Origin of the sequence: Aureimonas psammosilenae (genome assembly GCF_009176975.1) — a bacterium.
GTDB classification, from domain to species: domain Bacteria; phylum Pseudomonadota; class Alphaproteobacteria; order Rhizobiales; family Rhizobiaceae; genus Plantimonas; species Plantimonas psammosilenae.
Genome location: NZ_WEZG01000015.1, coordinates 58,317 through 70,391, shown reverse-complemented (window position 1 = coordinate 70,391; position 12,075 = coordinate 58,317). Strand labels below are relative to the sequence as shown.

At 65.7% G+C, this 12,075-nt stretch carries 15 protein-coding genes; 7 read left to right on the top strand and 8 right to left on the bottom strand.

What is annotated here, in order from left to right; all coding sequences use genetic code 11:
- Window positions 1–46 precede the first annotated feature (46 nt).
- Window positions 47–241 carry a DUF2256 domain-containing protein gene (locus tag F9929_RS20825; protein ID WP_193227856.1) on the top strand — a complete coding sequence of 65 codons (195 nt, stop codon included), beginning with the start codon at window positions 47–49 and terminating at the stop codon, window positions 239–241.
- On the opposite strand, the gene F9929_RS24835 is transcribed toward F9929_RS20825, so the two are convergent.
- The 5 genes from F9929_RS24835 to F9929_RS20805 form a co-directional block, all read right to left on the bottom strand.
- Window positions 226–828 (bottom strand): nucleotidyltransferase family protein, encoded by a 603-nt coding sequence (locus F9929_RS24835; protein ID WP_328596012.1) that lies wholly within the window; start codon window positions 826–828, stop codon window positions 226–228. The genes F9929_RS20825 and F9929_RS24835 overlap by 16 nt on opposite strands.
- Window positions 825–1,829, bottom strand: a complete 1,005-nt coding sequence (locus tag F9929_RS24830) for a molybdopterin-binding protein (protein WP_328596011.1) — start codon at window positions 1,827–1,829, stop codon at window positions 825–827. The genes F9929_RS24835 and F9929_RS24830 overlap by 4 nt, the downstream gene beginning before the upstream one ends.
- Window positions 1,826–2,515, bottom strand: coding sequence for an XdhC family protein (locus F9929_RS20815; protein WP_152048475.1), 690 nt, complete (start codon window positions 2,513–2,515; stop codon window positions 1,826–1,828). Before F9929_RS20815 ends, F9929_RS24830 begins: the two co-directional genes overlap by 4 nt.
- Window positions 2,515–2,844, bottom strand: coding sequence for an XdhC family protein (locus F9929_RS20810; protein WP_152048474.1), 330 nt, complete (start codon window positions 2,842–2,844; stop codon window positions 2,515–2,517). Before F9929_RS20810 ends, F9929_RS20815 begins: the two co-directional genes overlap by 1 nt.
- 72 nt (window positions 2,845–2,916) lie before the next feature.
- Window positions 2,917–3,402: a flavin reductase family protein gene (locus F9929_RS20805; protein WP_152048473.1), complete on the bottom strand. Its 486-nt coding sequence runs from the start codon at window positions 3,400–3,402 to the stop codon at window positions 2,917–2,919.
- Between the two features lie 101 nt (window positions 3,403–3,503).
- On the opposite strand from F9929_RS20805, the gene F9929_RS20800 reads away from it, so the two are divergent.
- The 3 genes from F9929_RS20800 to purB all read left to right on the top strand — a co-directional run bounded on the left by F9929_RS20800 (window position 3,504) and on the right by purB (window position 6,989).
- A complete protein-coding gene (locus F9929_RS20800; RefSeq protein ID WP_152048472.1) occupies window positions 3,504–4,598 on the top strand; it encodes an ABC transporter substrate-binding protein in 1,095 nt (364 codons plus the stop codon).
- Window positions 4,595–5,602, top strand: coding sequence for a P1 family peptidase (locus F9929_RS20795; protein ID WP_152048471.1), 1,008 nt, complete (start codon window positions 4,595–4,597; stop codon window positions 5,600–5,602). Before F9929_RS20800 ends, F9929_RS20795 begins: the two co-directional genes overlap by 4 nt.
- A gap of 79 nt (window positions 5,603–5,681) precedes the next feature.
- A complete protein-coding gene (purB, locus tag F9929_RS20790) occupies window positions 5,682–6,989 on the top strand; it encodes an adenylosuccinate lyase (protein ID WP_152048470.1) in 1,308 nt (435 codons plus the stop codon).
- A gap of 13 nt (window positions 6,990–7,002) precedes the next feature.
- On the opposite strand, the gene F9929_RS20785 is transcribed toward purB, so the two are convergent.
- Complete coding sequence (locus F9929_RS20785; RefSeq protein WP_152048469.1) at window positions 7,003–7,776, bottom strand: endonuclease/exonuclease/phosphatase family protein; 774 nt, start codon at window positions 7,774–7,776, stop codon at window positions 7,003–7,005.
- Window positions 7,777–7,887: 111 nt separating this feature from the next.
- Here F9929_RS20785 and cls point away from each other — a divergent pair, with 111 nt between their 5' ends.
- On the top strand, window positions 7,888–9,327 hold the full coding sequence (cls, locus tag F9929_RS20780) for a cardiolipin synthase (protein WP_235919484.1): 1,440 nt from the start codon (window positions 7,888–7,890) through the stop codon (window positions 9,325–9,327).
- 47 nt (window positions 9,328–9,374) lie between these two features.
- Window positions 9,375–9,962, top strand: coding sequence for an RBBP9/YdeN family alpha/beta hydrolase (locus F9929_RS20775; RefSeq protein WP_152048468.1), 588 nt, complete (start codon window positions 9,375–9,377; stop codon window positions 9,960–9,962).
- Here the strand turns inward: F9929_RS20775 and F9929_RS20770 are convergent.
- Window positions 9,949–10,716: an HpcH/HpaI aldolase family protein gene (locus tag F9929_RS20770; protein ID WP_193227855.1), complete on the bottom strand. Its 768-nt coding sequence runs from the start codon at window positions 10,714–10,716 to the stop codon at window positions 9,949–9,951. The genes F9929_RS20775 and F9929_RS20770 overlap by 14 nt on opposite strands.
- Window positions 10,717–10,723: 7 nt before the next feature.
- On the bottom strand, window positions 10,724–11,038 hold the full coding sequence (locus tag F9929_RS20765) for a DUF1476 domain-containing protein (protein ID WP_235919483.1): 315 nt from the start codon (window positions 11,036–11,038) through the stop codon (window positions 10,724–10,726).
- 231 nt (window positions 11,039–11,269) lie between these two features.
- Between F9929_RS20765 and purC the strand changes: the two genes are divergently transcribed.
- On the top strand, window positions 11,270–12,034 hold the full coding sequence (gene purC, locus F9929_RS20760; protein WP_152048465.1) for a phosphoribosylaminoimidazolesuccinocarboxamide synthase: 765 nt from the start codon (window positions 11,270–11,272) through the stop codon (window positions 12,032–12,034).
- Window positions 12,035–12,075: the final 41 nt, after the last annotated feature.

Sequence of the window (12,075 nt, the reverse complement as noted above, 5' to 3'; positions counted from 1 at the left end):
TCGAAGATCGTGAGGGTTCGTCGCCTTCCCGAGAGGAGGTTCTTCAATGGCAAGAATGAAAGCGAAAGGCGACCTGCCGGTGAAGCCGTGTCGGCACTGCGGACGGCCGATGGTCTGGCGTAAAAGCTGGCGGGCGAACTGGGACGAGGTGCTTTACTGCTCCGAACGGTGCCGGAAAGATGCTAAGTCCACCCGCCGATCGGAGGAAACCGAGGAAACGCCGCGTCAGGGTCGAAGCTGACCCCCGGCGGCCGCGATGGCCTCCGGCGTATCGACATCCAAGCTTGCCGCTCGCCCGATCTCTATCTCCCGAACCGCCTCGGGATGCGCCGCGACCACGGAACGCGCCCCGAGGTCGCCGGTCAGTCGAACGATTTGAGCGCGATATATCGAAGAGATGATAACGGGGTTGAAGCGCTTTCCATTGTCTGTCGCCGCGACGATCGAGCCATGCCCGGTTGGGCTGAACGCGTCCATCAGCGATCCGAGATGGAAGCTGGTGAGCATGGGCTGGTCGGCGAGCATCACCAGAACGCCCTCCGAATTTTCAGCGGCAGCGGCGAAACCTGCTACCAAGCTGGTTGAAAGCCCTTCTCCAAACCGACCATTATAAACGACTTTTACCGGCAATCCGGCAAGCGCGCTCCGCATCTCCTCGGCGCGATGACCGACCACCACACTGACGCCGCTGGCACCAGCTTCGCAGGAGATACGCGCCATCCGGCGAAGGAGCGGTTCGCCATCGAAGGAGGCCAACAGCTTATGGGCATCGCCCGTGCGGCTGGAGCGGCCGGCCGCAAGCAGCAGAACTTCGATGCGAGTTCTCATTCCCCAACCAATGCGCGCGGGGAAGGCCGCGTCGGGATTTCGCCGAGGAGGCCGCCGACGCCCATCCGGCGGATATCCTGAGGCGACACTTCAACTCCGGCCAGCAAGCGGTTCAAGACCCAGTCGAAACCGTTCTCTTTCGGACTGCGCGCGCAGCCCGGGGCACCGAGAATTGGGTTGTCGCGAAAGGTGCCGAACAGGAGAAGATTGCCGGGATCAACCGGCATGCCGAACTGGTGTACGGCACCCCCGGCATCCTCGATCGCGGCGGGAATGACGTCGCGGCGATCGATCACCGCCGAAGCGCCGAAGATCACCACCAGTTCCGCCGGACGCAGTCTCAGGAGGGTTTCTCGGAGCGCATCGGGATCGTGCGCGCAGCGCTGCTCTTCGACGAGGCTCGAGGACGACGGTGCCAGCCGCGCATCGAGAGAGCGTTTCGTCTTCTGGAGAACGCTGTCCTTGATGCCTGGAAGCATCGTTTGAACGAGCGCCACGCGAGCGGGTCGATAGGCGGCGACCCTCAGCGGGGGGCTCGCGCCGATCGCTTCCAGCCCTCGGGCGACAGCGATGCCGGACAATGCCAGCGGAATGATCTTCACCGTCGCAATCATCTGCCCTGCCGTCACCGGGGCATATTCGGGCAGGGTCGCGAGCGTGATGCCGGGATCGATCTCGTTGAGACGATCCACGGCCTGCCGGTCGGCGAGGAAAAGGCCGTTTTCTTCCGCGAAAAGGTTGGCGCGGCCGGTCGCTGCGGGCGCCACCCGAACCGCGCCGCCGGCGAGGGCTTGAGCGAGCACCGCCGCGGCATCGTTCTCGGGCACATCCCCTTCCGCGAGCATCGCGCCGATCACGGTCGCGACGCCGCCGGAGGCAAGACGCGCCAGTTCGTCGCGTCCCAGCCGCGTTCCCTTGGCGATGCGGCCGTCCGGCAGACCAGCGGCATGGGCAAGGATGACGCCTTCGGCTTCAGTGACCGGCACGGACCCGAATTTCACGCCGGCGCGCCTCGTCGGCGCAAAGCCCTCACAACGGAGCCAAGCACGGCGACCGCGATTTCGGCGGGCGTCGCGGCAGCGATATCGAGCCCGATCGGCGCTTCGATCCGCGCGATCTCGGCCTCGCTGCAACCCGCCGCCAGCAACCGTTCCACGCGCCGGCCATGCGTCTTTCGGCTGCCGAGCGCGCCGACATAGAAGCAACCCGCCCGCAGCGCTTCCTGCAGCGGAAGATCGTCGATCTTCGGATCGTGGGTGACGGCGACAAGCGCGGTATAGGCGTCGAGCGGCCGGCGAGACAGAACCGGCTCCGGCCATTCCGCGACCACCTCTTCGCCCTCGAAACGATCGGGCGTCGCGAAGGCGGTGCGCGGATCGACGATCGTCACGTCGAAACCGGCGATGCGCGCCATCGGGGCAAATGCCTGCGCGATATGCACCGCGCCGATCACGACAACGCGCGGCGACGGAACATGAACGTTGAGGAAGACTTCGCCGCCCGGCGTCTGGACGATGCCGGACTTGCCCGTGGCGAGGGCCTGCGCCAGCTCGCCGGCCAGAGCATCGCCCGCGATCTCGGCTTCCGGCACCAACCTCTGCTCGCCACCGGCCAGATGCGTCACGAGCACGCTTCCACGGCGTGCCGCACGCTCTGCGTTGAGCTTCCGCAGAATCTCCGTCCGCATCAGCCGATCTTCTCGACATAGATGCGAATGCGGCCGCCGCACGAAAGGCCCGCGCGCCATGCGGTCTCGTCGGCGACGCCGAATTCAAGAAGGCGCGGCTTGCCGGTCTCCACTACGTCGAGCGCTTCCGTCACGACTTCGCCTTCGACGCAGCCTCCCGAAACCGATCCCTCGAATCGACCCTCGGCGTCCACCACCAGATGACTGCCGGTCGGCCTCGGCGCCGAGCCCCAGGTTTCGATGACTGTGGCAAGCGCCAGGGACCGCCCCTCGGCCGCCCATGTCTCGGCCGTTTTCAGAACGTCGAGGTCGGGAATGACTCGCGGCATGGACGCTCCTTCCCTCCTCGCGTTCGGCTGTTTCCGGCAATATGGCTGCACGCAACCAACCCGCAAGGGGCCTCAAAGCAGGCGGTAGCCCCGCGCATGGTAGAGAAGCGGCGGCGCATCCGGGCCAAGGCGCAGGCCTACCACTTCGGCGAGCAGCACGTGATGGGTCGCCACGCGCCGCGCTTCCACGATGCGGCAATCGAAGGCGACGAGCGCATCGGCGAGAAGCGGCGCTCCCGTTTCGCCGACGCCCCATTCGCCATTCGCGAATCGATCCGATGCCTTGTCGCCGGAACTCCCCGCGAAGACCTGAGCCACCTTCTGTCCCGTTTCGGCGGCGAGCACGTTGATGCCGAGATTGCCGTTCTCGCCGAAGAAGTGGTTCTGCGGACTCGCGGCGTTCAAGCAAACGAGAAGCGTTGCCGGATCGTCCGACACGCCGACGACCGCCGTCGCCGTCACGCCGCGCCGACCGGCCTTTCCGTCGGTGGTCACGATGTGAACGGCGCTGGCGAAGCGGCTCATCGCGTCCCGAAACGCCTTTGGCTCGATCGTCATCGTCTTCAGCTACGCTCCCGAAAAGGTCGGCGCAGAACTGCACTCGGCAAGCCCGCATCACCAAACGAGGCCTCGCAGATGCGCCAAGGCGAAGCAAGCCTGTGCAAACGGCTCCGGCCCCTCTACTCTCGTCCGCCATGACGCTGACACGCGCCCTTCCCGTTCTTCTCGCCCTCGCCTTGCCGAGTCACGCCCAGGAACTGCCGCGCATCGGCGTCGCCGCGCCTTCGTCGGGCCCGAACGCCGTTCTCGGCCGGCAAGTGACGGAAGGCACGGAAGCGGCCATGCGAGGCCGGGCCACAACGGTGGAGGCCGACACCCAATGCACCGCCGAGGGCGGTCGCGCGGCCGCCGAACGCTTCGCGGCGGAGAAGGTGTCCGTCGTCGTCGGTTTCATCTGCACCGAGTCGCTGGAAACGGCCCTGCCGATCTTGCGCGCGGCCGGAATCGCCGCGATCGATATCGGCGTGCGCGCGGACCGCTTCACCGCCCAACGCCGACGCACCGGCGACCTTATCTGGCGCCTTGCGCCCAGAAGCGATGCCGAAGCCACCGCCCTTGCCGCCTTCGTACTAGCCCGCTGGCGCGACGGGCCATTCGGCATTCTGGATGACGGCTCCATCTACGGTCGCGGTCTCGCAGACGCGGTGCGCTCGAAGATCGAGGCGGCGGAACTGCGTCCGGCGGTGATCGACACGTTCAGGCCGGCGGAAGAAAAGCAGTTCGGCATCGCCCGGCGTCTCCTGCGCAGCGGCGTGACGCGCTTCGTGGTCGCGGGGGAGCGCACCGACGCCGCGATCATCGCACGCGACGCGGCAGCCAGCGGCGTGAACCTCGAAATGCTCGGCGGCGAATCCTTTCTGGACGAGCCGAGCGAAACGGCCCAACTGCCCGTCGGCACCCACGCCGTCGCGCCCCAAACGCGCTTCCCGTCCATAGCGGGACCGGGACGGGCGGATGCAACCGAACGTCAGGGATATTTCGGCCCCGCTTTCGTCGCGGCGACGATCGCGCAGGTCACCGTCGCAGAGGCTGACGCATCGAAACGCCCGCTCTCCGTCATCCTCGATGAACACCCCTTCTCCACGCCGCTCGGGGATGTTCGATTCGACGAACATGGCGATTCGAATCTCGATCTCTTCCGCACCTTCCGCTTCGACGGGCAGGACTTCGGCGAAGAGGAGCCGAACGGGTGAGCGGCTTCGAGTGGCGCGCAGGTCCGCGCAACCTTCTGACGGATGTCGCAGGTCTCCTCGTCGGCCATGCCGAGGACGCGCGGCTGGGGAGTGGCTCCACCGCCGTCATCTGCGAGGAGCCCGCGACCTGCGCGGTGCAGGTGCTCGGTGGCGCGCCGGGCACGCGCGAAACCGATCTGCTGTCGCCCGAGATGACGGTGCGGGCGGTGGACGCGCTCGTTCTTTCCGGCGGCTCGGCCTTCGGGCTCGATGCGGCGTCCGGCGTGCAGGCCTGGCTGCGCGAACAGGGTCGCGGTTTTCAGGTGGGCAGCCAGCGTGTGCCGATCGTGCCGGGCGCGATCCTCTTCGATCTGAAGCCGGACACCGCCTGGGATCGCTACCCGCCCTATCGTGAACTCGGATACGAGGCAGCGCGGACCGCTGCCCTCGACTTCGATCTAGGCAGCCGGGGCGCGGGCGCCGGCGCCACCACGGCGACGTTCAAAGGCGGCCTCGGTTCGGCATCGACGCTTCTGCCGAACGGCGTCACGGTCGCGGCGCTCGTCGCGGTCAACGCTCTCGGCTCGGCCACCATCGGCGACACCCATTTCTTTCACGCCGCGCCGTTCGAGATCGGGAACGAGTTCGGCGGTCTCGGCCTGCCCCATCCCTGGCCAGCCGATGCCACGGCCCCCGTCACGAAGTTCGACGCGGTCGAGCGCGCGAACACGACGATCGCGGTGATCGCCACCGATGCGCGGCTCGACAAGGCGTCGGCCAAGCGGCTTGCGATCTCCGCTCATGACGGCTTCAGCCGCGCCCTTTGGCCCTCGCATCTCGATTTCGACGGCGACCTCGTTTTCGCCTTGGCGACCGGCCGAAGCACGATGGAAATCAGCCCTCGCGATGGCCTCCTGCTCGGCATCGCGGCCGCCGCGACGATGGCGCGGGCGATCGCTCGGGGCGTCTTCGCCGCCACGCCTTTGCCGGGGGATCGCCGGCCGGCATGGCGCGAGGTGCGTTGAGGCGCGGCGAGCGCTCTGTTAGAGCGCGGGCAATGCCAGGACGTCAGTCCCGTTTCCCGCGAACCCGAGCGAGCCGCCCATGATCCCCCGTTATTCCCGCCCCGAGATGTCGGCCGTCTGGTCGCAGGAAACGAAGTTCCGCATCTGGTTCGAGATCGAGGCGCATGCCTGCGACGCGCTGGCCGAACTCGGCGTCATTCCGAAAAGCGCCGCCGAGACGATCTGGGAAAAAGGCGGCAAGGCGACGTTCGAAATCGAGCGCATCGACGAGATCGAGCGCGAAACCAAGCACGACGTCATCGCCTTCCTGACGCATCTGGCCGAGATCGTCGGGCCCGACGCCCGCTTCGTTCATCAGGGCATGACCTCGTCGGACGTGCTCGACACCTGTTTCAACGTCCAGCTCGTGCGCGCGACGGACATCCTTCTGAAGGACATGGACGCGCTTCTGGCGGCTTTGAAACGCCGCGCGCTGGAGCACAAGGACACGGTCACCATCGGCCGCAGCCACGGCATCCATGCCGAGCCGACGACCTTCGGCGTCAAGCTCGCGCTCGCCTATGCCGAGTTCGAGCGCTGCCGCCAGCGTCTCGTCGCCGCGCGCGAGGAGATCGCGACCTGCGCCATTTCCGGCGCCGTCGGCACCTTCGCCAATATCGATCCGCGCGTGGAAGAGCATGTCGCGGCGGCCCTTGGCCTGAAGCCCGAGCCGGTCTCGACGCAGGTCATCCCGCGCGACCGTCACGCCATGTATTTCTCGATCCTTGGCGTCGTCGCCTCCTCCATCGAACGCCTCGCGACGGAAATCCGTCACCTTCAGCGCACCGAGGTGCTGGAAGCGGAGGAATATTTCTCGCCCGGCCAGAAGGGCTCCTCCGCCATGCCGCACAAGCGCAATCCGGTTCTGACCGAGAACCTGACGGGCCTTGCCCGCATGGTGCGCGCCTACGCGATGCCGGCCATGGAGAACGTCGCCCTTTGGCACGAGCGCGACATCTCGCATTCCTCCGTGGAGCGCTATATTGGCCCCGACGCGACGATCACGCTCGACTTCGCCCTCGCCCGCCTCACCGGCGTCGTGGACAAGCTCCTCGTCTACCCGGAGCGGATGGACCGCAACCTCAACCAGTTCCGGGGACTCGTCCATTCGCAGCGCGTGCTTCTCGCATTGACGCAGGCCGGCTGCAGCCGCGAGGACGCTTATCGCCTCGTCCAACGCAACGCGATGAAGGTCTGGGAAGAGAACAAGGACTTCCTCACCGAGCTGCTCGCCGACCCGGACGTGACGAAGGCCCTGCCGGAAGCGGAGCTGCGCGAAAAGTTCGACCTCGGCTACCACACCAAGCACGTCGACACGATCTTCGCGCGGGTCTTCGGCGCGAACTGATCGGGCTCAAGCGTCAGGAGGCGAGAGCGATCTCGCCTTCGCGTGCCACGTCGATCTTGAACATCTTATGGTCCGAGAAGGGCTGATCGATGATCTCGATCCGGCAATGGCGTTCGAGATCGGCCGAGATCAGGCAGGTGTCGAGCGCCGCGCGCCACGGCCCGAAGCGGAAGGTCGGGCCGAGCAGGCGGTTGGCGTGGACGAGCCGGCCGCATTGCAGGAGGGGGGCAAGCTCGCTCTCGCCCCACATGGCGTTGAAGTCGCCCACCACGACCGTCGGCATGTCGCGCTCGGCGATCCAGCCGGAAATCTGCTCGTATTGCGCGGCGCGGGTTCGCTTCGTCAGCGCGCAATGCACGACCAGAACGCGGATGCCTTCGATGTCGATATCGTAGACCAGCCGCTTCTTGCCGTAGTCGAGGTAACGGCGGGTGAAATCCACCGTCCGATTGGCGAGAAAGGCGTTGGACTTGCCGCGCGAGATCGACAGACGCCGGTATTTGCGGGTGGCGCTGTATTTGTTGTCGATGGTGCCGGTGAGGTGATGATCCTCGCGCAGGATCGGGAACTGGTCGAAGAAACCGTTGGTCAGCGAGCCCTGGTCGATCTCCACGAAGCAGGAAAGATCGGGCTGCAACTTCTTGAGGGCCCCTTTGACGAGGGCGAGGCTTCGCATCTGCGCCGCGCGCGGCGTGAAGAAGTGGTGATGCGCCCGGCGGATATGGTGGGCGAGCGAGCCGTCGATCTCGCGCAGGTATCCAAGATTGGCGTAGACGATGCGGACCATCGGCCTCTTCCTCTCGCGATCGCGCTCCATATGCGACGCGGGGGCGACATGGGCAAGGCGTCCGGGCGGGATGCCTTCCGGGAACGCAACAACTCAAAGCCGAGAGGGGACGTGACGGGCCAGTTCGAGTGGAGCATGTGGTCGATCGGGCTGGCGGTCGTGACATGGAGCATCGTCATCGGTGCGCTGGTGGTCATCCCGTTTCGCCGCTCGCCGGCCGCCGCGCAGGGTTGGCTTCTCCTGTTTTTCTTCCAGCCCTTCGCCGCCCTCGCCCTTTACTTCCTGATCGGCGACGCCCGGCATCCGAAATGGCGGCGCGAGCGCATCAAGCATGTGCCCGGCCTCGTGAAGCGCGCGTCGCAGGACATTCCAGGCGACGTGTCGGACGCAGCCGCCTCCCTGCCCCCAAAAAGCCGGACGGCGGCGCGTCTCGTGCGCTCCATCGGCCAGCTCCCCTGCGTCGCCGGCAACACGATCTCGCTCGACGCCGACTACAACCGCGTCGTGGACCGCATCGCCGGCGACATCGAAGCCGCGCGAAGCCATGTCCATGTGATGTTCTACATCCTGCAGGACGACGAGGCGGGAAACCGTCTCCTCAGCGCCATGGAGCGCGCCGCGCGTCGCGGCGTCAAATGCCGTCTTCTGATCGATGCGGTGGGTTCGGCCAACCACCGCGGCGCGATCATGCGCCGGCTCGCGGGCACCGGCGTCGAGGTGCATCTCATCCTGCCCTGGCGCATCTGGCGGCGGGCGACGCGGGCCGATCTTCGCAACCACCGCAAGATCGTCGTGGTGGACGGTCTCGTCGGTTGGGTCGGCTCGCAGAACATGCACCGGATGGAATACGAGCCGAACACCTTCTATCGTGAGGTCATGGCGCGGGTGACGGGTCCCGTCGTGCTGGAACTCCAGTCGGTCTTCGTCGGCGACTGGTATCTGGAAACCGACGAGGACATCTCGAACCAGGACATCATGCCCTGGCCGGAAGCCACCGAAGGCAAGGTGCGGGCGCAGGTTCTGCCGAGCGGACCCGACCATCCCGACAGCGGCATCGACACGCTTTTCACCGACCTCATCCATGCGGCGGGCGACCGCGTCGTCCTGACGACGCCTTACTTCATTCCGAACGAGCCCTTGTCGCTCGCGCTGCGAACCGCCGTGGCGAAGGGCGTGAAGGTGACGCTCTTCATGACCGCCACCACCAACAGCTTCTTCATCGACCACGCGCAGCGCTCCTACTACGACGAGCTGCTTTATTCGGGCGTCGAGGTGATGCTCTACCGGGAGCGTTTCCTCCACGCCAAACATCTGTCGATCGACGACGACATCGCACTGATCGGCTCGGCCAACATGGACCGGCGATCCTTCGAACTGAATTCGGAAGTGACGCTCGTGGTCTACGATGCCGGCGTGGTGCGCCAGCTTCGGCGCATCGAGGACGACTACCGCGCCAAGAGCCGGCGTCTGACGATCGAGGAATGGGAGAAGCGCGGCTTCTTCACCCAACTCGCCGAAAATGCCATGCGGCTCGTCAGCCCGCTTTTGTGACAATGCCGGCGCTTGATTTCAAGGCGCCCCTCTGCGACTCCAAGTCCATGCGCGTATCTCAGGCAGACATCGTGATGGTCCCCGGCTATCAGGGCTCCGGACCCGAACATTGGCAAACGCGCTGGGAGCGGCGCATGTCGACCGCGCGGCGCGTGGAACAGGCCGAATGGTCGAAGCCGGTGCGCGAGGATTGGACGAAAGCGGTGGCCGAGGCCGTGAACGCCTCCACCCGGCCCGTGGTGCTTGTGGCGCATTCGCTTGGCGTCGCGGCCTGCGTTCAGGCCGTGCACCAATTCCGGCATCACGTGGCGGGGGCCTTTTTCGTCGCGCCACCCGATGTCGCCAATCCCCAGATCCGGCCGAAGCATCTGATGACCTTCGGCCCTTATCCGCGCGAACCCTTGCCTTTCCCCTCCGCCGTGGTGGCGAGCCGCGACGACAGCTATTGCGACTACGAGGTCGCCGAGGATATCGCCGCCGCCTGGGGCTCGCTCCTGATCGATGCCGGCAATTCGGGCCATCTCAACAACGAAAGCGGGCATGGCCCCTGGCCGGAAGGCCTTCTGGTCTTCGGCAAGTTCGTGTCGCGCTTGTCGACCGATCCGGTGCCCGACTGGACCATCAAGCCTTCATAGCGCGGGCCATCGCATCCGCCGCGCCCGCCAGAAGTCCGAGATCGGACGCCACCGCCACGAAGGCATAGCCCATGTCGCGGTAGACGATCCCCTCCTCCACCGTGGCCGCGTAGATGCCGGGATGTTTGCCCGCCGACCGTGCCACGGAGAGGATCGTCGCGATCGCTTCCCGGCATTCCGGCCCTTGCGGAGCGCGGCGCCCATTCCCCGACAAGGCGATGGAAAGGTCGGACGGGCCGACGAACAAGCCGTCTAGCCCGTCGAGGCGCGCGATCTCTTCCAGATTGTCGATCGCCGACCGGGTTTCGATCATGGCGAAGGCCAGTGTTTCGCGGTCGGCGACGGCGGTATAGGCGTCGTAATCGTTATCGGTATGCAGCGATACGGCCCGCGCCGGTCCGAAGGATCGAAGGCCTCTCGGCGGATACTTCACTGCTGATACGAAGGCGGCCGCCTGCTCCACCGTTTCGATCATCGGCATCACCACGCCGGAAGCGCCCATATCCAAGGCACGCGACGCCATCCCCCGGTCCTCGATGGGCACGCGCACGACGGCCGGCTTGCCGAAGCGGGCGGCGACGGCGATACCCGAGGCGATGCTCGCCGTGTCGTGCAGGCCGTGCTGCATGTCGAAGAGCATGGCGTCGATCGGCGCTTGCAGCAGCGCGGCGTGGACGGACGGATCGGTGGCGCTGGACCAGCCCGAAAGAACGAAACCCTCGTTCAGGCGCTCGCGGAAAACGGGAAGCGACACGGATACCCTACTCCGACAGAATCTGTTTTTCGGCGAGCGGGAGTTGCTCGGCGAGCGCCTTGCGAATTTCGGCCTCGGACAGTCCCACCTGCCCGCGTTCGAAATCGCCTTTGATCTTGGCGACGACATCCTCGTCGCCGGTCTTCTGGAAGGTCGCGCGAATCACGTCCTGCGCGTAGGCCTCCGCTTCCTCGCCCCGCAATTCGAGACGGTCCGCCGCCCAAAGGCCGACGAGCTTGTTGCGGCGCGCCTTGATGCGAAACCGCATCTCCTGATCGTGGAAGTAGCGATTCTCGAAGTCGCGCTCCCGCTCCTCGAACATCATCCCGTTCTCCTCCCTGCCGCACCGCGAAGCCCGATTTCATCGTGCTTGGCCTCGCTCCGGGCCCTCCCGGCCTGTTGCAACACGCCCTTTGGAAACCAACATGGAAGCCGGACCAGCCCGTACCCGGCTCAAGCATTGTTTCGCGGGGCCGTATGGTCTATTCACGCGACAGAGATGGAACCTCGGACGCCCCTGGCCAGGCGTCATTTTCCGGATAGAGCAATATTGATGACACGTCGCCGCCGTATCTACGAGGGCAAGGGCAAGATCCTTTACGAAGGACCGGAGCCGGGCACTCTCGTTCAGTTCTTCAAGGACGACGCCACCGCCTTCAACAAGAAGAAGCACGAGGTGGTCGATGGCAAGGGCGTCATCAACAACCGCATCTCGGAATACATCTTCTCTCATCTGAACAAGATGGGCATCCCGACGCACTTCATCCGTCGGTTGAACATGCGCGAGCAGCTCATCAAGGAAGTCGAGATCATTCCGCTCGAAGTCGTGGTGCGCAACATCGCGGCGGGTTCGCTCGCCAAGCGCCTCGGCATCGAGGAAGGCACGGTGCTGCCGCGCTCGATCATCGAGTTCTACTACAAGGCGGACGCTCTCGACGACCCGATGGTCTCCGAAGAACACATCACGGCTTTCGGCTGGGCGTCCCCGCAGGAAATCGACGACATCATGGCGCTCGCCATCCGCGTCAACGACTTCCTGTCCGGCCTTTTCCTCGGCGTCGGCATCCAGCTTGTCGACTTCAAGATGGAAACCGGTCGGTTGTTCGAAGGCGACATGATGCGCATCATCGTGGCCGACGAGATTTCCCCCGATTCCTGCCGCCTTTGGGACGTGCAGACCCAGGAGAAGCTCGACAAGGACCGTTTCCGCCGCGACATGGGCGGGCTGGTCGAGGCCTATCAGGAAGTCGCGCGCCGTCTCGGCATCATGAACGAGAACGAGCCGCCCCGCCCCACGGGGCCGGTGCTGGTCAAGTAAGGCGGCGGCGCAAAGGTTCGCGGCCGGCATCGGCTCTCAAA

Bases quoted from the DNA above. Each gene is read 5' to 3' on its own strand.
- F9929_RS20825 (WP_193227856.1), top strand. From the start codon at position 47: ATGGCAAGAATGAAAGCGAAAGGCGACCTGCCGGTGAAGCCGTGTCGG.
- F9929_RS24835 (WP_328596012.1), bottom strand. From the start codon at position 828: ATGAGAACTCGCATCGAAGTTCTGCTGCTTGCGGCCGGCCGCTCCAGC.
- F9929_RS20815 (WP_152048475.1), bottom strand. From the start codon at position 2,515: ATGCGGACGGAGATTCTGCGGAAGCTCAACGCAGAGCGTGCGGCACGC.
- F9929_RS20810 (WP_152048474.1), bottom strand. From the start codon at position 2,844: ATGCCGCGAGTCATTCCCGACCTCGACGTTCTGAAAACGGCCGAGACA.
- F9929_RS20805 (WP_152048473.1), bottom strand. From the start codon at position 3,402: ATGACGATCGAGCCAAAGGCGTTTCGGGACGCGATGAGCCGCTTCGCC.
- purB (WP_152048470.1), top strand. From the start codon at position 5,682: ATGATCCCCCGTTATTCCCGCCCCGAGATGTCGGCCGTCTGGTCGCAG.
- F9929_RS20785 (WP_152048469.1), bottom strand. From the start codon at position 7,776: ATGGTCCGCATCGTCTACGCCAATCTTGGATACCTGCGCGAGATCGAC.
- F9929_RS20775 (WP_152048468.1), top strand. From the start codon at position 9,375: ATGCGCGTATCTCAGGCAGACATCGTGATGGTCCCCGGCTATCAGGGC.
- F9929_RS20765 (WP_235919483.1), bottom strand. From the start codon at position 11,038: ATGTTCGAGGAGCGGGAGCGCGACTTCGAGAATCGCTACTTCCACGAT.
- purC (WP_152048465.1), top strand. From the start codon at position 11,270: ATGACACGTCGCCGCCGTATCTACGAGGGCAAGGGCAAGATCCTTTAC.